Genomic DNA, 23,930 nt, shown 5'->3' on the forward strand with positions numbered 1-23,930 from the left:
ACGTCTAGACGCGAGCGGGCTCCGCGGCCGGTGCCGGTTCCTCCACGTGGTGGTACTTGCCTCCGCGCAGCGCCGACGCGACCGCCGCGATCAGGCACGCCGCCGCGGCGAACCCGAGCGCGAGGCCGAGGCCCGACTGGAACGGGCCGGCGATCAGCTCCGGGAAGAACGATCGCCCGGTGAGGAACTCCGCCTGCTGCGGCGTCACCCCGGCCAGCACCTGCGGGCCGAGCAGGTTCTGGATCGGGTTGTAGCCCAGCAGCGCCGCGAACAGCGTGCTGACCGGTGGCAGCTGCGACACCTGGGTCGCGACCGCCGCGGGCACCCCCTGCCCGACCAGTCCGGAGTACATGGCACCGGGCAGCGTCCCGGCGAGGCCGAGGATCAGCATCGAGAAGAACACGCCGATCGAGAGCACCGTCGCCGAGTTCTGGAACGTCGACGTCATGCCCGCGCCCACGCCGCGCTCGGCGGCCGGGAGGCTGTTCATGATCGCGGCGCGGTTCGGCGAGCTGAACAGCCCCATCGCCAGGCCGTTCACCGCGAGCAGCGCGGCGAAGATCCGGTAGTCGAAGTCGACGGGCAGGAACGCCAGCAGCCCGAAGCTCACGGCCGCGAGCACCATTCCGCCGGTGGAGAACGCGCGGGCGCCGAACCGGTCCGACAGGATCCCCGAGATCGGGCCCGCCACGAGGAACCCGACCGTCAGCGGCACCATGTAGATCCCGGCCCACAGCGGCGTCTGCTCGAACGCGTAGCCGTGCTCGGGCAGCCAGATCCCCTGCAGCCAGATGATGAGCACGAACTGCAGCCCGCCACGGCCCAGCGCCGCGAGCAGGCTCGCGATGTTGCCGGCGGTGAACGCGCGGATCCGGAACAGCGACATGTCGAACATCGGCTCCGCGACCCGCGACTCGATCATCGCGAACAGCGCCAGCACCAGCACCCCGCCGATGATCATCACGAGCACGGTCGGGCTGGTCCAGCCCATGGTGTGCCCGCCGTAGGGCTGGATGCCGTAGGTGATGCCGACGAGCACGGCCACGAGCCCGACCGCGAACGTGACGTTGCCCCACCAGTCCAGCCGCGCGGGACGCCGCACGCCGGTGTCCCGCAGCTTCAGGTAGGCCCAGATCGTGCCGAACACCCCGACCGGCACGGACACCAGGAAGATCAGCCGCCAGTCGAGCGGGGCGAGCACACCGCCCACCACGAGCCCGATGAACGAGCCGGAGATGCCGGCGACCTGGCTGATGCCCAGGGCGAGGCCGCGCTGGTTGGTGGGGAAGGCGTCGGTGAGGATCGCCGTGGAGTTGGCCAGCAGCAGCGCGCCGCCCACCCCCTGCAGCACACGCATGACGATGAGCCACAGCGCCCCTGCGCCACCCTGGAGCCAGGTGGCGGCGAGCAGGATCGAGAACACCGTGAACACGGCGAAGCCGAGGTTGTACATGCGGGTGCGCCCGAACATGTCGCCCAGCCGCCCGAAGCTCACCACCAGCACCGCGGTCACCACGAGGTAACCCATGATCAGCCAGAGCAGGTAGCTGATGTTCCCCGGCGCCAGTGGGTCGATCCCGATGCCGCGGAAGATGTCGGGCAGCGCGATCAGCAGGATCGACATGTTGATCGTCACGATCAGCACGCCGATGGTGGTGTTCGAGAGCGCGACCCACTTGTAGCGATCAGAGGTAGTTAGCATCAGCAACTAAGGTACGCCTGATCACCGCACGGGGACCACCAGGAACGACGAGCAGAACCTAGCCGACGCCCGTGCCGCTCATCCGCTCCGACATCGGGACGCGCAGCCGCGTCGGCATCAGCTGCGGCACCGGGTGCACGTGGAAATCCGCCAGCTCCGCCTCCCCGGCGAGGTACTGGGCGGCGCGGATCCAGCCGTTGTGCGAGACCAGCACCACCCGCGAGGTGCGGGCGGGACCGGCCACCTCGTCGAGCACGGCCGCGACCCGGGCGAGCAGGGCGTCGAAATCCTCCCCGCCGGGCGGGGTGACCGTGACGTCGAGGTGGCCGCCCGGGAAGTCGGCGGGGTACTCCCGGCGCACCTCGTCCTTGCGGCGGCCCTCCCACACCCCCATGCCCCGCTCGCGCAGCCGCTCGTCCACCGTGACGGGGGCGCCCGGGAAGATCGCCGCGGCGGTGCGCGCGGCCCGCCCCAGCGGCGAGGTGAGCACGTGGTCGGCGTCGAGCCGGAGCCTGGCCGCGCGGGCGAGGCTCTCGGCGGTCGGCGCGATGTCGAGCGCGCCCATGAACACGCGCTCGCGGTTCCAGACGGTCTCGGCGTGGCGGATGGCGGTGATCAATACATCATCCGGGGGTCGTCGTAGTACTTGAACTCCAGCAGGTTGTGCGTGGGATCGGCCAGCACGAACGTCTCGTGCTCCTCCGAGCGGCCCTCGAACCGGCGGAACGGCTCCGCGAAGAACTCCAGCTTGCGGTTGCGGGCCAGCCGCAGCAGCCGCTCCCAGTCCTCCTTGTGCCGGAACGTGACGCCGAAGTGCCGCGGGTAGAGCCCCGGCGACTCGTCGACCTCCTCGGAGAGGTGGCAGACCACCTGGTCGCCGAAGAAGTCCAGGGTGATCCGGTCTGCGTAGCGGCGGGCGAGCTTGCACCCCAGGCCCGCGACGTAGAACTCGTAAGTCTGATCCAGGTCCTGCGCCGGGATGGCCAGGTGGAAGACGTCGTCGGTGGTGCGCATCAGGCGCCGGCCAGCGGCATGTTGAACGTGTCCGAGCGCAGGCCCAGACGCAGCGTCTCCAACCCGATCACGTCGTCGGAGCGGATGTTGCCGAGGTTGACCCCCGAGCCGAGCCGGCGCACGAAGTAGGTCTGCAGCTCCTTGTTGGGCGCCTCGAACAGCAGCTTGTCGAGGTCCGCGCCCGAACCGAGGATCTCCTCGACGAGGTCGTCGCGCGGGATGCCGTCGGCGGTGCAGAAACCGCTGCGGCCGCTCTCCCGCGCCTCCGCGGTGACGAGGTGGGCGCCGGCGTCGAGGTCCTCGAGGATCGACGACACCCACTCCTGCGACGACAGCGCCTCCGACCGGACCGCGTCCTTGAACCCGACCTCGCTGATCACGGTGAAGTCGTCGGCGAGCTTCGCCACCCACCGGGCCTTCTCCGCGTTGCCCATGCTGATCGTGCCGTTGGAGACCTCGACGTGCGTGGCGCCGAGGCTGCGACAGAGCTGCCTCCAGTCGTCCACCATCCCCTCGACGGCGAACCGCTCGAACAAGGTGCCGCCGAAGTAGAAGTCGATGCCGGCCCACCGCAGGATGTCGATCTTGCGCTTGATGTCGTGCGTGACCAGCGCGGTGCCCCATCCGAACTTCACCATGTCGACGTACTCGCCGACGCTGTCGATGGCGTCCTCGAACTGGCCGGTGTGCAGGCCCGGGTCGATGACCACCGTGAGGCCGCGGCGGCGCGGGGCGGACTCGCGCTCAGGAAGGTTCAGCCGGGTGTCGATCATCGCCGCATCTCCGTCATCTCGTCTCCTCGTGTCCGGTCGGTCCCCACCGTGGCGGATGTAGGTGGAGTGGGCCCTGTGTCCAGGCTGTGCGCTTGCTGTGGAGATCGGCGCGAACGGGACTTTCCGGTCAGCGCGACGCTCAGCGGCGTGAGGCGCAGCACCTCGAGGATCGCCAACGACCCCACGACGGCGATCACATACGTCACGACGCTCGACCACGGAACGGGCAGCATCGCGGCCGTCGAGCCGGGACCGCCGATCGTGAGCGCCCAGAGGATCACCGGGTGCACCAGGAACACGCCGAAGGAACGGTCGGAGGCGCGGTCGAGGAACCGGGACCCGGGACCACCGTCGCGACGGTCGGACCAGGCGGCGCCGATCGCCCAGAAAACGGCGACCACGGCCACCACCCAGGGGATCATCACCCACTGGAAGACGTCGGTGCCGAAGATCGCGCCCACGTCCGGCACCGTCCAGAGGTACCACGCCTCGGCCGCCGCCCCGGTGACCACGAACGCGCCGACGACGACGCCGACGCGCCCGCGGACCCAGGCGTCGACCTCGTCGAGGTGCATCGCCACCACCCCGCCGAGCACGAGGAAGAACTGGTAGCTCAGGAAGATCGACCCGGCGTAGGGCAGGACAGCGGCCTTGAACCCGACGGGGGCCGGGTCGTGCAGCCAGATGTCGGTGAGCACCTGCAGCACCAGACTCGCGGCGATCAGCCACCCGTGGTGGCGACGGGTGGCACGCAGCAGCCACCGGAACACCGGGAACAGCAGGTAGAACTGCATCGAGACCAGCAGGAAGTACAGGTGGAACCAGGCCCGGCCGGTGAGCAGGTTGTCCAGCAGGAACCACGCGGCGGCGTCGGGCGGCTGCGGCGCGGTGACCAGCTGCAGCCCGGTGTAGATCACCGACCACACCACGTACGGCACGCCCACCAGCAGGAACCGGCGGCGCCAGAACGGCAGCGGCTGCGGCCCGCGGTCACGGTAGCGGTGCATCAGCACGAACGCGGTGAGGACGAAGAACGCCTCGCGCGTGAAGTGCAGGAGCATCGTCAGGGCGCCGAAGGGCACGCTGTCGAGCGGGTTGACCGTCGACACGGTGTGCACCGCGATCACGCACGCGAACGTCAGCACGCGCACCATGTCGGCCGGGTAGACGTGCGACGACCGGGCCGCCATCAGACCCCCGCCAGCTGGTCGCGCAACACCGTCCGGCGGACCTTGCCGGTCGGGCCGAGCGGGAAGGCGTCGATGACGCGGATCTCCGCAGGCCGCTTGAACCGGGCCAGGCGCTCGGCGCAGCGGGCCTCGAGCCGCTCGACGAGCGCGGCGGTATCGGCGGCGGCCGTGCGCACGAGGGCCACCGGAACCTCGCCCAGCACGTCGTCCGAGCGTCCGAGCACCACCGCCTCGACGACGTCGCCGTCGCCGAGCAGCACCTCCTCGACCTCCCGCGGGTACACGAGCTCGCCACCGCGGTTGACGACGTCGTCGGCGCGGCCGACGAGGTACAGGAAGCCGTCGGCGTCGAGCCGCCCGAGGTCGGACGTGTCGAGCCAGCCGTCGGCGTCGAACCGGTCGGCGGCCCGCCCACCGGCGTAGCCGCTGATCACGCCGGCGCCGCGGATGAGCACGCGCCCGGCCACGTCCGGCGGGCACGGGTCGCCGTCGGCGTCGACGACCTGCAGCTCGACGTCCACCGGCCGCCCGACCGAGCCCGGACGCACGGGCCCGTCGAGCGGGGTGGCGGTGATCTGGCTGGCGGCCTCGGTCATCCCGTAGCTCTCCACCACCGGCACTCCGGTGCGCGCGGTGATCAGCTCGCGCACCACCAGCGGGAGCGGTGCCGACGCCGAGCGGAAGAACCGCAGGCCGGGCGGCACGACCGGGCTGTGATCATCGGTTCCGGCGTCGCGGGACAGGATGGTGAGGATCGAGGGCACCGCGTTGATCCACGTCACGTCCTGCTCGACGAGCAGCGGCCAGAACCCGGTGCGGTGGAAGCGCCGGTCGAGCACGAGCTCGCCGCCCGCCACCAGGGTGGCGAGCAGGGCAACCACCTGCGCGTTGATGTGGAACAGCGGCAGCGCGTTGTAGCCGCGGTCGGAGGCGGTGAGCCGATGGTGGCGCGCAACGGCGCCCGCCACGTGCAGCAGCTGCGCCTCGCCGAGCTCGACGGCCTTGGGCTCGCCCGTGGAGCCCGACGTCAGCAGCACCACCGAGCCCGGTCCCGGCTCGGGGCCGTTCCCCCACCCACCCCCCGGCCCGTCCGACGGCTCCTCCGGCAGCCCGGTGCCCGGTGCCACGAGGATCCCGGCGCGGTCGGCACGGTCGGTGACCACCAGCGCGGGGCGCAGTGCGTCGCGGACCCGGGTGGCCTCGGCCGGCGGCGCCGACGGGTCGACGGGGGCCGAGCAGCGGCCCGCCGCCATCACCGCGAGGTGGACGACGGCGAACGCGAGGGGGTCGTCGACGTCGATCAGCACACGTGCCCCGGCCGGCACCGCGCGGGCGTCGAGCTCGCGGGCCCACGTCCGTGCGGCCGCCGCGAGAGCCGCCCGGCCGACGAATCGGGCACTGCGCGCGTCGGACACGAATCGGACTTCTCGGGCCTCTGAGCAGCCGGAAAGAACGAACTCACGCAATCGACGGCCCATGTGCACCTAGGGTGGACCATCGACCTGTGGACTCGCTGAGAGGCCCCCTGCGCCTCCGTTCGGCCGCGCCGCCGCGGCGCGCATACTCACCTCCGTGAAGCTCTGGGCCCGGGCGCGCGGGCCGCGCGCAGTGCAGCTCGCGCTCCTCGTGGTGGCCGCGGTCGTCGTCGGCGTCGCCGCGTGGGGCGGGTTCGACACCCCAGGCAAGCCCGTGCTGGCCGCCGCGCAGACGACCGCGCCGCCGTCGGGCGGCGTCGAGCACTCGATGGTCGTCGCCGGTCTGACCCGCACGTTCCGCACGTTCGCGCCCGCGAACGGGCACGACCTGCCGCTGCTGGTGGTGCTGCACGGGCGCGGGCAGTCGTCCCGGACCGCGATCACGCAGACGGGCTTCCTCGGGCTGGTGCAGCAGGGGCACGCGGCGCTGGTCTTCCCCGACGGCATCGGACGCTCCTGGAACGCCGAGGGCGGGTGCTGCGGCATCGCGGGGGCCCGGCGCACCCCCGACCTGCAGTTCGTGACGGCGGTGGTGGCGGCGTCGGTGCACGATCTGCCCGTGGACCCGTCGCGGATCTACCTCGTGGGCTACAGCAACGGCGGCAAGCTCGCCTACGGCGAGGCCTGCGCCTATCCCGGGCTGTTCGCGGGCGTCGCCACGTACGGCTCGGTGCCCCTGACGCCGTGCGTGCACGGCACCGCGATGCCGTTCCTGCTCGGGGCCGGGGCGCTGGACCCGATCCTCCCCTACCGCGGCGCCACCCGGGCCCACCCGCCGCTGCCGCCGGTGCCCACCGCCGTCGGCTGGCTGCGCACCCAGGACGGGTGCAGCGGCACCCCGAAGTCCGTGACGGTCGGGCCGGCGGTCGTGGAGCACTGGACGCGGTGCCGTCCCGGCTCCGAGGTGACGTTCGTGCTCTACCGCCACGACGGCCACACGTGGCCGGGGACCGGCGTGGTCGGCACGCCCGCCGCGGCGGCCACCCTGATGTGGTCGTTCCTCGACGGGCACCGGCTCGCCGGCCCCCTGGCCTGATCGGTGCGGGCAGGTCCTACTGGTGCACCGACGCGATCCCGGCCGGCGCGGAGGCGACGGACTTCATGATCGCCTCGGCCAGCGCGACCGCGGCCTCCTCCGTCAGCTCCACGGCGACGCGCGCCGACGGCCCCCGGCCCGGGTTGAGGAAGTCGATGTTCACGGTGTGGCCGAACGGCGCGTGCACGGGATGGTCGACGTAGACGGTGGCGTCGCTCAGCGCGAACCACCCCTGCGCGCCCTTGCCGCTGCCGACGATCTCGACCTTCTCGGTCTGGTAGGTGCACATGGTCTACGCCGCCAGGTGCGTGCCGAAGAAGGTGAAGATCTTCTGCCAGCCGTCGACGGCCGCCTCGACCCTGTAGGCGGGCCGGTCCACGGCGAAGAACGAGTGCCCGGCACCGGGGTAGGTGTGGAACTCGTGGGGCTTGCCGAGGCGCTCGAGCTCGGCCGACAGGGCCGCCGTCTCGTCCGGCGCCGGGTTCTTGTCATCCTCGCCGAACAGCCCCAGCAACGGGCAGGACAGGTCCGGCGCCAGCCCGATGATCGGCTTCATGCTGATCGGGAACGCGGGCGGCACCTCGTTGACGATGAACGCTCCGTAGCAGTCCACCGCCGCGTCGACCTCCAGGGAGCAGGCCGAGAGGAACGTCTGGCGCCCGCCAGAGCAGTGCCCGATGACGCCGATCTTGCCGTTCGCGCCGTCCAGGGACCTCAGGTGCGCCGCGGCACCCGCGACGTCACCGACGAGCCGCTCGTCCGGCACGCCCCCGTTGGCCCGCACGAACGCGGCGGCGTCGTCCGGGCTCGCGCCGGGAGCCTCGCGCGAGTAGAGGTTCGGGCACAGCGCCGCGTACCCGTTGACGGCGAACTTCCGCACCATCTCCTTGGTCGCCTGGTCGTAGCCGGGCATGTGGTGGATCACCACCACGCCGCCCCGCGGGGTGGGGTCCAGCGGGCGGGCGAGGTAGGCCTCGATCTGGTCGTCACCGTGGCCGGAGATCGTGATCGTCTCCGCCGTGATCGCATCGGTCATGCCTGGAGTTCTATACCGGCGGCCGCCGTCCCGCCCTCGGGGTGGCCGTTCCCACACGTCGGGCGTGCCTTTCGCGGGAACTCTGCGACGATTGTGCCGTTCGTCCGCCACACCGGCCGGATCAGCTCTCTCTCCGCGCGATGAGGTCGCGCGCCTCCTGCTCCGTGGCCACCGCCGGCTGCGATCCCAGCAGCTGGCGGCGCGCGCTCTCGCGCAGGAAGTAGACGCTGATCAGCCCGATCACGCCGGCACCGATGAGGTAGTAGCCGGGCCAGTCGAGGTCGCCGGTGGCGAGCACCAGCGCCCCTATCACCGTGGCCGCCGTCCCGCCGAACGCCGAGACGAAGATGTTGAACGCGACCGACAGACCGGTGTAGCGGACCTCGGTGGGGAACAGCGCCGGCAGCGTCGACGGGGCCACCGCCGAGAAGCACACCAGCGCCAGACCCATGATCATCAGACCGGAGAAGGTGGCGGGGAGGCCACCCGCGCGCAGCAGCAGCACCGACGGCAGCCCCAGCACCACCAGTGCGACCGAGCCGACGAGCAGGATCGGCTTGCGCCCGATCCGGTCCGAGAGCCGGCCGATGAAGGTGATGATCACCATGAGGACCAGCAGCACCACGATCTGCAGGATGTTGGACGCCGACGCGCTCGTACCCCTCTCGCCCGCCGCCGGCAGCGTTTCGGTCAGGTAGGTCGGGATGTACGCGGTCAGCACGTAGTTCGTGACGTTCCAGGCCACCACGATGCCGCCGGCGAGCAGCATCGCGCGCCAGTGCTTGGTGAAGATGAGCCGGAACGCGTCCTTGGTGGGGGTGCCCTGCTTCTGCGCCGACTTCGCGACCATCACCCGGAACGCCGGGGTCTCCTCGAGCCGCGCGCGCAGGTAGAGCCCCACGACGCCGAGCGGGAGCGCGAGCAGGAACGGGATCCGCCAGCCCCAGCTGTCCATCTGGTCCATCGGGAGCAGGGTGCCCAGTACGGTCACGATCGAGGCGCCCAGCGCGTAGCCGGTGAGCGTGCCGAACTCCAGCCAGCTGCCGTAGAAGCCGCGGCGCCGGTCGGCGGCGTACTCGGCGATGAACGTCATGGCGCCGGCGTACTCACCGCCCGTCGACAGGCCCTGCACGACGCGGACCAGCAGCACCAGCAGAGGCGCCGCGATGCCGATCGAGGCGTAGCCCGGGATGAGGCCGAGCACCGTCGTGCCCGCCGCCATCATGATCACGGTGACCGACAGCACCCTCGTGCGCCCGATCCGGTCACCCAGGGGCCCGAAGATCAGGCCGCCGATCGGGCGGACGATGAACGACACCGCGAAAACGCCGAACGCGTAGACCGTCGCCGTCGCGGGCGGGAGGTTCGAGAAGAACACCCGCGTGATGACGGGCACCAGGTACGAGTAGACGCCGAAGTCGTACCACTCGGTCACATTGCCGATGGCGGCTGCCGCAACGGCCTTTCTCATCGTCTTCTCGTCAGTGATCGTGATTCCGCTCACATCCACGGCGCGGCATCGTATCCCCCATTTCCGCCGTTCTCAGAATGGAGCACGAGAAAACCGGACAATGCGCCCACACATACTAATCGGGACGACCACCGAAGAAGACGTCCCTTTGCCGGTCACGGTCCGCTACAAAAAAGGACCCCACCGTTCCGCCGATCAATCGGACAGGTCCAGAATCACAGTGCGCAGGGGGACCCGGTCAGAGCGGCCGGTAGCGCCTCGGCGGGACGGAGCGGGCGGATGGGGTGGCCCAACGGGCGAGCGCGGCAGTGGACCTCGCTGGGACTCGGCCTGGCCGTACTGGTCGGGCTCGGGCTGGGCGTGGCCGTCGCGACACACCCCTCGGTCGCCGACGCCCAGACCACCGGCGGCGACCGGCTCGCCTCCGGCGCGACCCCCACCACCACGGCGGCCGTGCAGCCCGTCGTCTCCGTCAGCCCCGCCGACGGCACACTCAACCCGACGCAGCCGATCGTCGTGAAGGTCGACAGGGGCACCGCCAGGGCCGTCACCGTGAAGAACGACTCCGACGGGACCAGGGTTACGGGCACTCTCGACGGCGCCGGCACGACGTGGACCTCCACGGGCGAGCTCGAGTACGGCACCACCTACGACGTGGGCGTCGACACGCTCGACGCCCACGGCACGCCGGGCCACCAGGACGTGACCGTGTCCACGCTCGACCCGAAGGCCCAGGCCTACCCGTCGTTCATCCCGCCGCCCGGGCAGGCCACGGTCGGCGTCGGCCAGCCCATCGTGGTGCAGTTCAACCACCCGGTGAAGGACCGCGCCGCGGCACAGAAGGCGCTCAGCGTCACGTCGAACCCGCCGCAGCCCGGCTCCTGGTACTGGCTGTCGAGCACCGAGGTGCACTACCGGCCGCCGACCTACTGGACGGCGAACTCCACGATCACGCTCAAGGCCGACATGTTCGGCGTCGACCTCGGCGGCGGCACGTTCGGCGAGACGAACCGCACCGAGACCATCCACGTGCACGACGCCTGGGTGGCCAAGGCCGACGGCGCCTCCGAGCAGATGCAGATCTTCGACAACGGCACGCTGGTCAAGACGATGCCGATCAGCCTCGGCTCGCCCGGCCACCCGTCGCACGTCGGGCCGCACGTGATCTCCGACAAGCAGCCGAGCATCATCATGGACTCCTGCACCTACGGCGTCTGCCAGGGTCAGCCCGGCTACTACAAGGAGCAGGTCAACCTCGACGAGCGCATCTCCGACGACGGCGAGTTCGTGCACTCCGCGCCGTGGTCGGTGGGCTCCCAGGGCGGCCAGAACGTCTCCCACGGCTGCGTGAACCTCTCCCCCGCCAACGCGCAGTGGTTCTTCGACCACTTCGGCATCGGTGACGTCGTGGAGATCACCAACTCGGGCGGCCCGCAGCTGCCGCTGAGCGACACCTACGGGGACTGGGAGCTCACGTGGGCGCAGTGGCAGAAGGGCAGCGCGCTCTAGCTGCTCCTAGGCTGTCGCCATGGAACCGACCGTCGTCGACCACAGGGCCGCGCCGATCGGGCTGACACAGGCCGAGGCTGACGCCCGCCGCCGGCGCGGGGAGTCCAACGCCGAGGCGTCCGGGGGCACCCCCGGCTACCTCCGCATCCTGCGTGTGCAGGTCTTCAACTTCTACAACAACATCCTGTTCGTCATCGGCGTCTCGCTGCTGGCGCTGGGCCGCTACAACGACGCGTTCGTCAGCGTGGGGCTCGGCCTGGTCAACGCCGTGATCAGCTCGGTGCAGGTGATCCGGGCGAAACGCAAGCTCGACCACCTGCAGCTGCTCGGCCGCACCGAGGTGCTGGTGCTGCGCGACGGCCGCGAGGCCGGGGTCTTCCCCGAGGACGTGGTGCTCGGCGATGTGCTGGTGATCCGACCCGGTGACCAGATCGTCGTGGACGGCCCGGTGGTCGGTGACGGCGGCGGCCCCCTCGTGATCGACGAGTCGCTGCTCACCGGGGAGCCCGACGGCGTGCCCAAGCAGCCGGGCGACGACATGCTCTCGGGCAGCTTCTGCATCTCCGGGCGCGGCCTCCAGCTCGCCCGCGACGTCGGCGAGGCGAGCTACGCGCAGCGCCTGACCGCCGAAGCGCGCCGCCCCGCGGTGGACAAGACCCCGCTGCAGCGGCGCATCGAGTTCGTCATCCGGCTGGTGATGGTGCTCGTAGGGCTGATGAGCGCCGCGATCGTGGCGCAGGCGGCGCTCGAGGGCGTCACGCTGCTGCGGATCGTGCAGATCTCGGCGGTGCTGTCGGGCCTGGTGCCCTACGGCCTCTTCTTCCTCATCGCCGTGGCCTACACCGTCGGCGCCACCCGCATCGCCACCCGCGGCGCACTGATCCAGCAGGTCAACGCCGTCGAGTCGATCAGCAACGTCGACGTGCTGTGCACCGACAAGACCGGCACGCTCACCAGCGGGCGGATGAGCGTCCAGCACGTCGACGTACTGGACGGGAACGAGGCGGCCGACGTCGAGCGCCTCCTCGGCTCCACGGCCCGCAGCACGGCGGACCCGAACACCACCGTCCGCGCGATCGTCGCGGCGCTGCCCGGCGAGGCGTGGGCGGTGCGCGAGGAGGTGGCCTTCACCTCGTCGCTGCGGTGGAGCGCGCTGGCCACCGCCGACGGCGTCTGGGTACTGGGCTCCGCCGAAGCACTGGGCATCGACGACCCCGAGCTCGAGACCGTGGTGGCCGAGCGCGCCGGCGCCGGGCTGCGCGCGCTGGTGTTCGCCCGCGCCGTCGACCCCGAGGCCGCGCTGCACGACGCCGCCGGGCGCCCGCAGCTGCCCGCGCTGGAGCCGCTGGCCCTGGTCGCCATGGCCGACGAGCTGCGCGACGATGTCGAGGAGACGATGGCGGGGCTGCTCGGCGCGGGCGTGGAGGTCAAGGTCCTCTCCGGGGACGACCCGCGCACCGTGGCGGTGCTCGCCGCACGGGCCGGCCTGGCCGTGGGCGTGCCGGTCGCGGGCAGTGCCCTCGGCGGCATCGACGACGCAGCGCTCGACGAGCTCGTCGCGCGGACCACGGTGTTCGGGCGGGTGTCGCCGGAGGACAAGGAGCGCGTGGTCGAGTCGCTGCGCCGGCAGGGCCGCTACGTCGCCATGATCGGCGACGGCGTCAACGACGCCCGCGCGCTCAAGCACGCGCAGGTGGGTGTCGCGATGCGCAGCGGCAGCCCCGTCACCCGCGACGTGGCCGACGTCGTCCTGGTGGACGACTCGTTCGCCGCGCTGCTGCCGGCACGGCGGGAGGGCCGCCGGATCATCGACGGCATCGCCACCTCGATGTACGTGTTCCTGGCGCGCGTCGGCACGCAGGCCCTGGTGATCCTCACCGTGACGCTGCTCGGGCTCGGGTTCCCCTACGAGCCGACGCAGGTCGGGCTGACGCTGCTCACGGTCGGTGTCCCGACGCTGTTCCTCACGTTCTGGGCGCAGCCCCGCGAGCCCGACCACAACCTGCTTGCCTCGCTCGCGCGGTTCGTGATCCCGGCGGCCGTGATCACGGCGGCGTGCGGCGTCGGCGTCTACACGTTCATCTACACGCGGGTGATGCAGGGCCTGTCGAGCTCGAGCGTGCCCGAGGGGGTGATCGAGGACTTCCAGCGCTACACCGGCCTCACCTACACCGACGCCGACTTCACGACCGCCTCGGCCACCATCGGGGCGCAGACCGGCCTGTCGACGTTCGTGACGCTCGCGTCGTTCGGGCTCATCCTGTTCCTCGAGCCGCGCACCCGCTTCTTCGCCGCCTGGACGGCGCCCAACCCGGACCGGCGCCCGTCGATCCTGGTGACCGCGCTGCTCGTGGCGTTCGTCGGCGTGCTCTACACGCCGTTCCTGTCGGACTACTTCGGGCTCACCGGGCCGGCGCGGCCGATGGTGGTGGCCGTGATCCCGGCCCTGGTCCTCTGGTTCGTGGCGCTGAGCGCCGCGTACCGCTGGCGCGTGCTGGACCGGCTGCTCGGCATCGGCGAGCTGCCGCACGGGGTCGCCTCTCGCTCCTGACCCGGGCACGTCCGGCGTCCCTCGCGCGTTGCCCGGTCACGGCGCGGGGACACCGGCCGCTACCTGAGGAGTGCTACATGGGTGCCATCGGATCGGTGCTCGGGGTCCTGCTGCTGCTGTTCGAGCTCGTACTGATCGTTCGCGTCGTCGTCGACTGGGTGGACGTGCTCTCGCCCGGTCCCGCACCGGCGTGGCGTCAGCAGGCGCGGCGCGTGACCCACGGGGCTACGGAGTGGGCACTGGCGCCCGTCCGGCGCGTGCTGCCGCCGGTGCGGGCCGGGTCGATGGGCTTCGACCTCGCGCTGCCGGTCGTGTTCATCCTCGTGCTCGTGCTGCGGGCGATCGTCGGGGGCTTCTGAGCCGCCGGCGACCGGCGCGGCGGGCGGTCGCGAGACGCGCGGGCGGCGGGCATACGGTGGCGCGGTGCCACCATTGACCCGCCGACTCGCCCCCCTCGCCGTGCTCGCGGCGCTCGCCGTCCCGCTCGCGGGGTGTGGCACGTCGGCACCATCGAACACCCCGGTCCGCGCAGGCGTGAACGGCTCGCTGTCGGACATCCAGAACAAGATCGATCTCATCGCGGAGGACGACTGCGCCATCAAGCCCGCGGCCTCGGTGTTCCCGAACTGCCCCCGTTTCATCGCCGAGGTGAGCAACGCGGCGATCGCGGCGAAGGGCGCTGCCCCCGGGCGCCCGGGGGCGGCGCAGCTCGAGGCCGCCGCCACCACCCTGGGTGACGCCGCGTCGGCCTTCACCGGCGACGGGTGCGTCGCCTCGCCCAGCCAGGTCCCACCGTCGGCGGCGACGTGCGGGCCGGCCCTGGAGAGGATCCAGTCCGCACTGCGCACGCTCAGGTCGGCCGTCGCGAGGTCGGCGGTCACGCCCGCCACGCCGACCCCCACGCCCTGAGGGCGGCGGTCAGCCGATCGCGGTGCCGACCAGGTGCCCGATGCCGTAGGTGACCGCAAGACCGAGCGCACCACCGATCACCACGCGGAGCACGGCACGGCGGGCGCCGCCGCCCCCGATGCGGACGCTCAGCAGGCCAGTGAGCGCCAGCGCTACCAGCACCGCCACCACCGTGACCGGCACCCGGAGCCCGGGCGGGGGCAGCAGGACCGCCAGCAGCGGCAGGAGCGCGCCGAGCGTGAACGACAGCGCGGAGGCGAAGGCCGCCTGCCACGGGCTCGTCAGCTCGTCGGGGTCGAGGTTGAGCTCGGCGTCGAGGTGCGCCGCGAGCGGGTCGTGGGCGGTCAGCTCCACGGCGACGGTCTGCGCCGTCGCCGCACTGAGGCCCTTGGCGCGGTAGATCGCCGCGAGCTCCGCGAGCTCGGCCTCGGGATCCTCGGTCAGCTCCCGCTTCTCCTGGGCGAGCTGGGCCAGCTCGGTGTCGCGCTGGCTGCTCACCGACACGTACTCGCCCAGCGCCATCGAGACGGCACCGGCGACGAGGCCGGCGATGCCCGCGGTGAGGATCGGGCCCCGTTCGAGGGTGGCGCCCGCCACGCCGACCACGAGGCCCGCGACCGACACGATGCCGTCGTTGGCCCCGAGCACGCCGGCGCGCAGCCAGTTCAGCCGCCCCCCCAGGGCCCGGCCGTGCGGCTCGAAGGCCTGGTCGGGCAGCGCGGTCGCCATGTCGTCGAGCATCTCGTTCTCGGGCATGGGACCAGCCAAGCACGTTTTCTGGAATGATTCCAGATAACTGAGCCTCACCTGGGTGCACCGCGTCACTCGATCGCGTCCACCACACAGCCCAGGCACAGGTGCGCCACAGCGCCGGGACAGTCCGCTGCGTCAGGGTCGGCACGCTCCCCCCGTCCGACCCAGCACGGAGACTCCCCGCATGACCATCACGCTCGGCCCCGCGTGCCCGTCGCCCGCGGCGGCAACCCCGCCTGCCCGTTCGACGCGAGCCCGGTGGGAATGGCCCGCACTGGGCCTGCTGCTGGCCGCCACCGCCGCGCTGTACCTGTGGGACCTGGGCATCAACGGCGACGGCAACGCCTTCTACGCCGCCGCGGTCCAAGCCGGCACCCAGAACTGGACGGCGTTCCTGTTCGGCAGCCTCGACCCGAGCAACTTCATCACCGTGGACAAGCCGCCCGCGTCGCTGTGGATGATGGCGCTGTCGGGCCGGATCTTCGGCTTCTTGCCGTGGAGCATGCTCGTGCCCGACGCACTGATGGGCGTGGCGTCCGTCGGCCTGCTGTACGGCGCCGTGCGACGCGTGGCCGGGCCCGTGCCCGGGCTCGTGGCGGGTGTGGTGCTCGCGCTGACGCCCACCGCGGTGCTGATGTTCCGCTTCGACAACCCCGACGCCATGCTGGTGCTGCTCGTCGTCGCGGCCGCATACGCCACGGTGCGGGCGATCGAGGGCGGGAGCACCCGGTGGCTCGTGCTGGCCGGGGTGCTGCTCGGGTTCGGCTTCCTGAGCAAGATGCTGCAGGCGTTCGTGGTGGCGCCGGGGCTGCTGCTCGCCTACGTCTGGGCCGCGCCCGGCGGGCTCGGCCGCCGGATCCGGCAGGTGCTCCTCGCGGGCGTCGCGCTCGTCGTCGCCGCCGGATGGTGGCTGGTGGTCGAATGGCTCTGGCCGGTGGCCGACCGTCCCTACATCGGCGGCTCCACCGACAACAGCTCGCTGGAGCTGGCGTTCGGCTACAACGGATTCGGCCGGATCCTGGGCGGCGGACACGGGGGCGGGTTCGCGGGCGGAGCCGCAGGCGGCCGGCTCGCCGATGCCGCCCGGCCGGTCGCGGGGTTCGCCACGGGCGGGTTCGGGGGTCTCGGCGGCCAGGCCGGGGCCACCCGCATGCTCGGCGACGCCGTGGGTGGTCAGGTGGCGTGGTTGCTGCCGGCGGCCGTACTGCTGCTCGTGGCGGCGCTGTGGGCGACCCGGCGCGCCCCGCGTACCGACCCGACGCGTGCATCGCTGCTGCTCTGGGGCGGCTGGACGGTGGCCTGCGCCGTGGTGTTCAGCTTCATGCAGGGCATCTTCCACCCGTACTACACGATCGAGATGGCCCCCGGGATCGCCGCGCTGATCGGCATCGGCGGGGCCGTGGCGTGGCGGCAGCGCACGGCGGGGCGGATCACGCTCGCGGTGGCGGTCGCGCTGACCGCGGTGTGGGCGTTCGTCCTGCTGGACCGCACACCGACGTTCCTGCCGTGGCTGCGGTGGGCGGTGCTCGTCGTCGGGGTGGTGGCGGTGCTCGGGCTGATCGTGCCGGCGGGAGGGCGGCGGGCCGGGGCGGTGGTCGTCGCGGTCGCGATGGCCACCGGGCTGGCGGGGCCGGCCGCGTACGCCGCGGAGACGGTGGGCACGGCCCACACGGGCGGCGGGGTCAGCGCCGGACCCGCGGCCACGGGTCGAGCCGGCTTCGGCGCGACGAGCGGGCGGGCCATGTCCCGGAGCGGTACGGGCGGCACAGCCGGTGGCACGTTCAGCGGCACCGGACGGGCGCGCGACGGCAGCACCACGGCGGGCACCACGGGCGCCCTCGCGGCCGGGGCGAGCGGCTTCGGCGCGGGCTGGTTCGGGGGTGGCTTCGGCGACCGGCCCACCGCATCCCCCGCGCTCGTCAGCATGCTGAAGGCGGCGGGCACGCGCTGGAGCGCCGCTACCGTCGGCTCCCAGGGGGCCGCAGCGCTGGAGCTGGCCGGAGCCGGCCCGGTGATGGCCATCGGCGGGTTCAGCGGCAGCGACCCGGCGCCGACGCTGCAGGAGTTCGAGCAGTACGTCGCGGCGGGCGACGTGCGGTACTTCCTCGGGTCCACGGGCGGACGCGGCGGGCGGGGCACAGGCGGACAGATCGCAACGTGGGTGCAGCAGCACTTCACGGCGACCACGGTGGGCGGCCAGACCGTCTACGACCTGAGCCGCCCGACCGCCTGAGCGGTCGGGCGGCCCGGAGCCGGCCCGATGGCGTCGACACTGGGACCCGGATCAGCTCCCGGCGGGGGCGAGCACCTCGTCGAGCACGCCCTTGCGCACGTCGGCCACGAGGTCGGCCAGCTGCTCCAGGCTCATCTGGATGCGCTGCCCGAAGTCGTCGGTGATCACCACGCGGCGCTCGGGTGCCGCGGCGTCGTCGACGTAGAGCTCGGGGCACCCGCAGTTGCAGTTGCCGCAGAAGGTGGCGATGTGGCGCATGGACGAGCCTCTCTGTTGGGTCACTTACATCTGTTGGGTCACTTACAGTGGTCGGACGGTCACGCGGATCAAGCGTAGACAGATCGGCCGCCGGCGGGCCAGCCTCAGGCCATCACGACGAGCATCAGCACCATCGCCGTGTCCATCGCCAGGCACGCGACGGGCACGCCCCGCACGAGGGCGTGGGACGCGGGTGCAGCGGGCGACGCCGCGCCCGGGCCCCCCATCGCCGCGGCGACGGCGGGCTCGGCAGCCGGCACGTTCGCGGTGACGGGGTGGGCCAGCAGCCGGACGACGTCGGAGAGGAACCAGGCCGCGAGGGCGAGAGCGACGGCCGAGGTGAGCAGCCCCGAGCCGCTCGTGCCCATCGTCGCGTGCGGGTCGGCGAGCAGCATGAACAGCATCGCGGCGGCGCCGACGACGTGGTGGCCGGCGTCGCCGAACAGCGATCCCCCGCCGCGGCGGACCACGCCGACCCCGAACCACACGAGCGACGCCGCGAACACCGCGACCCACACCGGCGGCGGCACGGGATCGGCGGCGGGAAGGAACATCGACGCCATCCCGAGCCCCATGAGCGCGTACGCCAGGGCCGACACCGCGGGGGCGCGCCCGCCCACCGCCAGCCCGAGGTGGTGCAGGCCGGCCAGCAGGCAGGCGACCCCGAAGGGGACGTCGAGCCACATCACACCCAGCCCCACGGCCTGCTCCCCTCGCCCGGTCGGTATCACGCTAACCGGACGGAGCGCCCCGAATCCATACCGTGACGGGGTAGGGGCACCCGTGGGCGGCTCCTCAACGGGGCGGCGGCACCGCCGGGTGGCGCTGCAGCGCGCTGCGGGTCACAGCGAGCTCGTGGGCGACCTCGGCGGCGATCAGCTCGGCGTGCAGGCCGTCGTACTCACCGTCGAGCGCGAGTGCCCGGTGGCGCCGGACGAGGTTCTCCAGCGCGGACAGCAACCGCTCGGCCGCAGCGGCGCGGCGCTGGTCCCGGGTGGGGCGGACGTCGGCGGGCGGGAACAGGGGCAGGGACAGGCGTGCGGTCATGGTGACTCCAGGCAGGAAGGGGTGGACGAGCAGGCGAACCGGGGCGGTTCAGCGACAGAACTCGTCGAACGCCAGACCCCGGCGCGACGGCCAGAAGCGCTCGAGGGACGACGGAGTCACGTCCATCCGACCATGGTGAACCGGCAGACCGGGCCGTGGCAAGCTCCGGGTCGTCAGCACGGTGACGGCGGTACAGGGGGGATCGGATGGCGGGAGCGGGGAACGACGCCGCCGAGCCGACCGGCCCGGTCTCCCGCGGGCTCGCCCTGCTCGTGGCGGGCGCGTTCTTCATGGAGATCCTCGACGGCACGATGATCGCGCCCGCGGCCCCGCGCATCGCGGCCGACTTCGGCATGCCGGCCGTCGGCGTCAACGTCGCGATCACGGCCTACGTGCTGACGCTCGCGGTGCTCATCCCGATCAGCGGCTGGCTGGCCGACCGGTTCGGCGCGCGCCGGGTCTTCGTGGTGGCGATCGCGCTGTTCACGCTGGCGTCCGCGGGCTGCGCACTCGCGGTGAACCTGCCGATGCTGACGGCCACGCGCGTGCTGCAGGGCGTCGGCGGGGCGATGATGGTGCCCGTCGGGCGGCTGGTGGTGCTGCGCACCACGGCGAAGTCCGCGCTGGTCACGGCCATCGCCTACCTCACGTGGCCCGCACTCGTCGCGCCCGTGATCGCCCCCGCGCTCGGGGGTGTGCTCAGCACCTACGCGTCGTGGCGCTGGATCTTCGTGATCAACATCCCGCTGGGGCTCGTGGCCCTGGTCCTGGCGCGCCGGATCGTGCCGGACGTGCGCGGGCCCGCCCGCGGCCTCGACGTCCGGGGGTTCGCGCTCAGCGCACTGGGGGTGGCCGCGCTCGTCGTGGGGATGGAGAGCCTCGGCGGCACCGACCCCGAGTGGGCCGTGGTCGCGGTCGGGCTCGGCGTCGCGGCCGTGGCACTCGTCGCGGCCGTGCTCTACCTGCTGCGGACCCCGCGTCCGCTGCTCGACCTCCGGATCCTGCGCGTCGCCACCTACCGCGTGACGGCGTCGGGCGGTTCGGTGTTCCGGGCCGTGATCAGCGCCATCCCGTTCCTGCTGCCGCTGTTCTTCCAGCTGGGCTTCGGGTGGACCGCGGCGCAGGCCGGCCTGGTGGTGGTCGCGCTGTTCGCCGGCAACGTGGCGATCAAGCCGGCCACCACGCCGCTGATGCGCCGTCTCGGGATCCGGACCGTCATGGTCGGGGCGGTCGTGGCGTCGTCGGCGTGCCTCGTGGGCATCGCCACGGTCCAGCCGACCACCCCGCTGCCGGCCCTGCTCGCCCTGCTCGTGCTGAGCGGGGTGTTCCGGTCGATCGGGTTCACCGCGTACAACAGCGTGGCGTTCGCCGACGTCGAGGCCGCGCAGATGACGCCGGCCAACACGCTGATGTCCACGCTCCAGGAGCTCGGCGCGGGGCTCGGTGTGGCGGTCGGAGCGCTGCTGGTGCGGCTGGGCGATCCGGTGGCCGCTGCCGTCGGCCTGGGCGGCGGCGCCGACCGGCCGTTCCGGGTGGCGTTCGTGCTGCTCGCCGTCGTCCTGCTGGGCCCGGCGATCGAGGGGCTGCGGCTCCCCCGTTCCGCCGGGAACGTGGTGACCGGCCGGACGGGCTGACCGGTTCAGACCACCCCCGCCGAGACGAGCCGGCCGATCTCGGCGTCGCTCAGGCCCAGGACCTCGGTGAGCACCTCGGCCGTGTCCCGCCCCAGCGCGGGCGGAAGGCCCGCCTCGGAGTACCGGCCGTTCCACCGCAGCGGCGAGCGGGCGGTGATCGCGTCGGCCTCGCCGGGCAGCGTGATGTCGGCGAGCACCGCGTGGTCGCCGCGGCGGTGCGCGTCCACCACCTCGGTCATGCCCTGGTAGCGACCCCACAGCACGCGCGCGGCGTCCAGCTCGTCGCTGACCTGCTTGCGGTCGCGCGCCGCGAACCACGGGCGCAGGATCGCCGCGATCGTCTCGCGCAACCGGTAGCGGTCCGCCTCCTTCGTCAGGTCGGCGTCCATCGCCACCTCGAGCGCGTCGAACACCTGCCGCGTGCCCGTCACCGAGCACAGCGCCGCCCACTGCCCCTCGGTCAGCGCCACCACCATCACCCGGTGCCCGTCGCTGCACGCGAAGTCGACGCCGAAGCTGCCGTAGACGTGGTTGCCGTGCCGCGGCCGCTCCACCCCGCGCGACGACGCCTCCGACAGCCAACCCAGGTTCGCCACCCCGGCCAGCGCGACGTCCGACAGCGCCAGCTCCACGAACGCGCCGCGGCCCGACCGGTCGCGGTCGCGCAGCGCCGCCAGCACCGCCGTCGACACGCTCAGGCCCGTGACCAGGTCCCAGGCCGGCAGCACGTGGTTGACCGGAGCCCCGCCCTCCTCGGTGCCGGTGATGCCGGGCAGCCCGACCTCGGCGTTCACCGTGTAGTCGACGGCCGGGCGCCCGTCCGGGTAGCCCTGCACGCGCACGTGCACGAGATCGGCGCGCCGGGCCGCGAGCGCGTCGTGGGCCATCCAGCGCCGCCCCACCACGTTGTCGACGAGCACCCCGCGCTCCGGGCCCGGCGCGGTGATCAGTGCCGTGATCAGCTCCTTGCCCTCGTCCGAGCGCATGTCCACGGCCACCGACCGCTTGCCCTTGTTCAGCGACGCCCAGTAGTAGCTCTCCCCGTCCGGCGCCACGGGCCAGCGCAGGTGGTCGCTGCCACCGCCGATGGGGTCGATCCGGATCACGTCGGCGCCGAGCTGCGCGAGGGTCATGCCGCCGGTCGGGCCGGCCACGAAGCTCGCGCACTCGACGACCTGCAGGCCTGCGAGTGGGTTCACGCGCCCCATCATGACCGCTCCCTGATAATCTACGCCGAGTTCAAAACATGGTGGGCGAGGAAGGCCGGTGCGGCATGGAGATCGTGAAGGAGCTCATCGGACGCGACGGGGCGAAGCGGCACCGGCCGTGACGAGGTCCCCTAGGCTTCCCGACGTGCCCCGCAGCACTCCTGACCACCCCATGCCCGTCCCCGGGCCCGACGTCCCTGGTGGCGCCGACACCGCCACGTCGAAGTCCGCCCGCACGCGGGGCCGGCTCCTCGACGCGGCCGCCAAGGTCCTGAGCCGCAAGGGCTTCGCGGGCACCCGGCTCGCCGACATCGCCGAGCAGGCCCACGTGCAGGCCCCGGCGATCTACTACTACTACCCGTCGCGCGAGGACCTCATCGAGGAGGTCATGTACGTCGGGGCCGCAGCGATGCGTACCCACCTCGCCGCCGCGCTCGACGCGCTGCCGCCCACCGCGACGCCCGCCGACCGGATCGCCGCCGCCGTCGAGGCGCACCTGCGCCACGAGCTCGAGATCTCCGACTACTCCACGGCGATCATCCGCAACGCCAACCAGCTCCCGGAGCAGGTCAGCCGCCGCGCGCTCGCCGAGATCGCCGCCTACAACGACGTGTGGCGCGTGCTGGTGGCCGATCTCGACGCGGCCGGCGAGCTCCGCCCCGACGTCGATCCCGCGGTCGGCCGGATGATGGTGCTCGGCGCGCTCAACTGGGCGGCGGAGTGGTGGGACCCCGAGGGTGGCCCGCTCGACGAGGTCATCCGCACGGCGCAGTCGATGGTGCTGCACTCCCTGCGCCCGTGACCGACACCTACCAGGACATCCGCTACGAGGTCGAGGGCGGCGTCGCCCACATCGAGCTGCACCGGCCCGACGCCCTCAACGCGTGGACGCCCGCGATGGGCCGGGAGCTACTCGACGCGGTGCGCCGCGTCTCGGACGACGCGGCCGTGCGCGCCGTCCTCGTCACCGGTGCGGGCCGGGCGTTCAGCGCGGGCGCCGACGTGAAGAACCCGCGCGAGACCACCCCCGAGGGCCATCCCGACCTCTCCACGCGGCTGCGCGAGATCTACAACCCGATCGTCCTGGCGATCCGGGCGGCGCCGAAACCGTTCGTCGCGGCCGTGCAGGGGGCGTGCGCGGGGCTGGGCGTGTCGCTCGCGCTGGCCTGCGACCTGATCCTGGCCGCCGACGACGCCTACCTCCTGCTGGCGTTCGTGCGCATCGCCGTGATGCCCGACGGCGGCACCACCGCGTTCCTGACCGAACGCGTCGGGCTGGCCCGGGCCACCCAGCTGTGCATGCTCGGCGACCGGCTGCCCGCGGCGCAGGCGCTCGACTGGGGCCTGGTCAACGCCGTGCACCCGCGCGCCGAGCTGCCGTCCGCCGCTCGGGCCCTCGCCGAACGTCTCGCGGCGGGCCCGACCGTGGCGCTGGGCAACACCAAGCGCGCCCTGAACGCCGCGGCGCAGGCCCGGCTCGCCGACCAGCTCGAGCTGGAGGCCACCCTCCAGCAGGAGCACGGGCCCACCCACGACTACGCCGAGGGACGCGCCGCGTTCGTCGAGAAGCGCCCCGCCGCGTTCCGGGGCCGCTAGCCACCCGGTCGCGGGGCGCCGGGATAGATTCCCGGGCATGACGATCACTGCTGGACCCATCACCGTCGGCGACACCATCCCCGACACCGACCTGCGGGTCATGACCGCGGACGGTCCGACCACCGTGCGCTCCTCGGAGATCCTCGGAAAGGGCAAGGTCGTGCTCTTCGCCGTGCCCGGCGCCTTCACCCCCGGCTGCTCCAACGTCCACCTGCCCGGGTTCGTCGAGGGCGGGGACGAGCTCCGCGCCAAGGGCGTGGACACCATCGCCTGCGTCGCCGTCAACGACCCCTTCGTCATGGATGCCTGGGGCAAGGCCCACGGCGTCGGGGACGGAATCCTCATGCTCGCCGACGGCAACGCGGAGTTCACCACCGCCATGGGCCTGCTGCTCGACGGCAGCGGCTTCGGTCTCGGCCAGCGCTCGAAGCGCTACGCGGCCGTCCTCCAGGACGGCGTCGTGACCAGCATCGACGTCGACGAGACAGGCATCGACCTTTCCACCTGCTCGAACCTGCTGCTCAAGGTCTGACCC

Annotated in this window: 24 protein-coding genes; 10 read left to right on the forward strand and 14 right to left on the reverse strand. The window is 72.5% G+C overall.

From position 1 onward, the window contains the following. Nucleotides 1-4: 4 nt before the first annotated feature. The 6 genes from JWR81_RS04995 to JWR81_RS05020 are packed head-to-tail and all read right to left on the reverse strand — an operon-like array spanning nucleotide 5 to nucleotide 6,094. On the reverse strand, nucleotides 5-1,702 hold the full coding sequence (locus tag JWR81_RS04995) for an MFS transporter (protein ID WP_297647108.1): 1,698 nt from the start codon (nucleotides 1,700-1,702) through the stop codon (nucleotides 5-7). A 58-nt stretch (nucleotides 1,703-1,760) separates the two neighbouring features. Next, on the reverse strand, nucleotides 1,761-2,321 hold the full coding sequence (locus JWR81_RS05000) for a histidine phosphatase family protein (protein ID WP_297647110.1): 561 nt from the start codon (nucleotides 2,319-2,321) through the stop codon (nucleotides 1,761-1,763). Further along, nucleotides 2,318-2,716, reverse strand: a complete 399-nt coding sequence (locus tag JWR81_RS05005) for a VOC family protein (protein WP_297647112.1) — start codon at nucleotides 2,714-2,716, stop codon at nucleotides 2,318-2,320. The genes JWR81_RS05000 and JWR81_RS05005 overlap by 4 nt, the downstream gene beginning before the upstream one ends. Further along, the gene (locus JWR81_RS05010; protein ID WP_297647115.1) at nucleotides 2,716-3,489 is read right to left on the reverse strand and encodes a phosphosulfolactate synthase; all 774 of its coding nucleotides are present in this window, start codon (nucleotides 3,487-3,489) and stop codon (nucleotides 2,716-2,718) included. The genes JWR81_RS05005 and JWR81_RS05010 overlap by 1 nt, the downstream gene beginning before the upstream one ends. After that, nucleotides 3,486-4,679 carry an acyltransferase gene (locus JWR81_RS05015; protein WP_297647117.1) on the reverse strand — a complete coding sequence of 398 codons (1,194 nt, stop codon included), beginning with the start codon at nucleotides 4,677-4,679 and terminating at the stop codon, nucleotides 3,486-3,488. The genes JWR81_RS05010 and JWR81_RS05015 overlap by 4 nt, the downstream gene beginning before the upstream one ends. After that, on the reverse strand, nucleotides 4,679-6,094 hold the full coding sequence (locus tag JWR81_RS05020) for an AMP-binding protein (protein WP_297647120.1): 1,416 nt from the start codon (nucleotides 6,092-6,094) through the stop codon (nucleotides 4,679-4,681). Before JWR81_RS05020 ends, JWR81_RS05015 begins: the two co-directional genes overlap by 1 nt. A 157-nt stretch (nucleotides 6,095-6,251) precedes the next feature. On the opposite strand from JWR81_RS05020, the gene JWR81_RS05025 reads away from it, so the two are divergent. Then, complete coding sequence (locus tag JWR81_RS05025) at nucleotides 6,252-7,190, forward strand: PHB depolymerase family esterase (protein ID WP_297647122.1); 939 nt, start codon at nucleotides 6,252-6,254, stop codon at nucleotides 7,188-7,190. A 16-nt stretch (nucleotides 7,191-7,206) separates the two neighbouring features. Here JWR81_RS05025 and JWR81_RS05030 read toward each other — a convergent pair whose 3' ends face one another. From JWR81_RS05030 to JWR81_RS05040, 3 genes are all read right to left on the reverse strand, one after another. Next, nucleotides 7,207-7,479: a DUF6295 family protein gene (locus JWR81_RS05030; RefSeq protein WP_297647125.1), complete on the reverse strand. Its 273-nt coding sequence runs from the start codon at nucleotides 7,477-7,479 to the stop codon at nucleotides 7,207-7,209. Nucleotides 7,480-7,482: 3 nt separating this feature from the next. Then, entirely contained in the window at nucleotides 7,483-8,226 is a 744-nt protein-coding gene (locus tag JWR81_RS05035) for a dienelactone hydrolase family protein (RefSeq protein ID WP_297647128.1), read from the reverse strand. Between the two features lie 121 nt (nucleotides 8,227-8,347). Continuing rightward, nucleotides 8,348-9,697, reverse strand: a complete 1,350-nt coding sequence (locus JWR81_RS05040; RefSeq protein WP_297647131.1) for an MFS transporter — start codon at nucleotides 9,695-9,697, stop codon at nucleotides 8,348-8,350. 279 nt (nucleotides 9,698-9,976) lie between these two features. Between JWR81_RS05040 and JWR81_RS05045 the strand changes: the two genes are divergently transcribed. The 4 genes from JWR81_RS05045 (at nucleotide 9,977) to JWR81_RS05060 (ending at nucleotide 14,666) form a co-directional block, all read left to right on the forward strand. Continuing rightward, complete coding sequence (locus JWR81_RS05045) at nucleotides 9,977-11,206, forward strand: Ig-like domain-containing protein (protein WP_297647134.1); 1,230 nt, start codon at nucleotides 9,977-9,979, stop codon at nucleotides 11,204-11,206. Nucleotides 11,207-11,225: 19 nt separating this feature from the next. Then, nucleotides 11,226-13,757 carry an HAD-IC family P-type ATPase gene (locus tag JWR81_RS05050; protein WP_297647137.1) on the forward strand — a complete coding sequence of 844 codons (2,532 nt, stop codon included), beginning with the start codon at nucleotides 11,226-11,228 and terminating at the stop codon, nucleotides 13,755-13,757. Between the two features lie 77 nt (nucleotides 13,758-13,834). After that, on the forward strand, nucleotides 13,835-14,116 hold the full coding sequence (locus JWR81_RS05055; protein WP_297647140.1) for a YggT family protein: 282 nt from the start codon (nucleotides 13,835-13,837) through the stop codon (nucleotides 14,114-14,116). A gap of 64 nt (nucleotides 14,117-14,180) precedes the next feature. Further along, a complete protein-coding gene (locus JWR81_RS05060; RefSeq protein WP_297647143.1) occupies nucleotides 14,181-14,666 on the forward strand; it encodes a hypothetical protein in 486 nt (161 codons plus the stop codon). Between the two features lie 9 nt (nucleotides 14,667-14,675). Here the strand turns inward: JWR81_RS05060 and JWR81_RS05065 are convergent, their stop codons facing one another. Further along, nucleotides 14,676-15,395: a VIT family protein gene (locus JWR81_RS05065; protein ID WP_297647190.1), complete on the reverse strand. Its 720-nt coding sequence runs from the start codon at nucleotides 15,393-15,395 to the stop codon at nucleotides 14,676-14,678. 208 nt (nucleotides 15,396-15,603) lie between these two features. Here JWR81_RS05065 and JWR81_RS05070 point away from each other — a divergent pair, with 208 nt between their 5' ends. Next, nucleotides 15,604-17,652, forward strand: a complete 2,049-nt coding sequence (locus JWR81_RS05070) for a glycosyltransferase family 39 protein (RefSeq protein ID WP_297647146.1) — start codon at nucleotides 15,604-15,606, stop codon at nucleotides 17,650-17,652. A gap of 51 nt (nucleotides 17,653-17,703) precedes the next feature. Here the strand turns inward: JWR81_RS05070 and JWR81_RS05075 are convergent, their stop codons facing one another. The 3 genes from JWR81_RS05075 to JWR81_RS05085 all read right to left on the reverse strand — a co-directional run bounded on the left by JWR81_RS05075 (nucleotide 17,704) and on the right by JWR81_RS05085 (nucleotide 18,957). Continuing rightward, nucleotides 17,704-17,910: a hypothetical protein gene (locus JWR81_RS05075; RefSeq protein ID WP_297647148.1), complete on the reverse strand. Its 207-nt coding sequence runs from the start codon at nucleotides 17,908-17,910 to the stop codon at nucleotides 17,704-17,706. A gap of 104 nt (nucleotides 17,911-18,014) precedes the next feature. Further along, nucleotides 18,015-18,611 (reverse strand): DUF5134 domain-containing protein, encoded by a 597-nt coding sequence (locus JWR81_RS05080; protein ID WP_297647151.1) that lies wholly within the window; start codon nucleotides 18,609-18,611, stop codon nucleotides 18,015-18,017. A gap of 94 nt (nucleotides 18,612-18,705) precedes the next feature. Then, nucleotides 18,706-18,957, reverse strand: a complete 252-nt coding sequence (locus JWR81_RS05085; protein ID WP_297647153.1) for a hypothetical protein — start codon at nucleotides 18,955-18,957, stop codon at nucleotides 18,706-18,708. A 206-nt stretch (nucleotides 18,958-19,163) separates the two neighbouring features. On the opposite strand from JWR81_RS05085, the gene JWR81_RS05090 reads away from it, so the two are divergent. Next, nucleotides 19,164-20,591, forward strand: a complete 1,428-nt coding sequence (locus tag JWR81_RS05090) for an MFS transporter (RefSeq protein WP_297647155.1) — start codon at nucleotides 19,164-19,166, stop codon at nucleotides 20,589-20,591. 5 nt (nucleotides 20,592-20,596) lie between these two features. On the opposite strand, the gene JWR81_RS05095 is transcribed toward JWR81_RS05090, so the two are convergent. Further along, nucleotides 20,597-21,799, reverse strand: a complete 1,203-nt coding sequence (locus tag JWR81_RS05095) for a CoA transferase (protein WP_297647193.1) — start codon at nucleotides 21,797-21,799, stop codon at nucleotides 20,597-20,599. Nucleotides 21,800-21,944: 145 nt separating this feature from the next. On the opposite strand from JWR81_RS05095, the gene JWR81_RS05100 reads away from it, so the two are divergent. The 3 genes from JWR81_RS05100 to JWR81_RS05110 are packed head-to-tail and all read left to right on the forward strand — an operon-like array spanning nucleotide 21,945 to nucleotide 23,927. Further along, nucleotides 21,945-22,601 (forward strand): TetR/AcrR family transcriptional regulator, encoded by a 657-nt coding sequence (locus JWR81_RS05100; RefSeq protein ID WP_297647158.1) that lies wholly within the window; start codon nucleotides 21,945-21,947, stop codon nucleotides 22,599-22,601. Next, on the forward strand, nucleotides 22,598-23,395 hold the full coding sequence (locus tag JWR81_RS05105; protein ID WP_297647161.1) for an enoyl-CoA hydratase-related protein: 798 nt from the start codon (nucleotides 22,598-22,600) through the stop codon (nucleotides 23,393-23,395). Before JWR81_RS05100 ends, JWR81_RS05105 begins: the two co-directional genes overlap by 4 nt. Nucleotides 23,396-23,432: 37 nt before the next feature. Next, on the forward strand, nucleotides 23,433-23,927 hold the full coding sequence (locus tag JWR81_RS05110) for a peroxiredoxin (RefSeq protein WP_297647164.1): 495 nt from the start codon (nucleotides 23,433-23,435) through the stop codon (nucleotides 23,925-23,927). Nucleotides 23,928-23,930 lie beyond the last annotated feature (3 nt).

It is taken from the genome of Pseudonocardia sp. (genome assembly GCF_025965585.1).
Taxonomy (GTDB): domain Bacteria; phylum Actinomycetota; class Actinomycetes; order Mycobacteriales; family Pseudonocardiaceae; genus Pseudonocardia.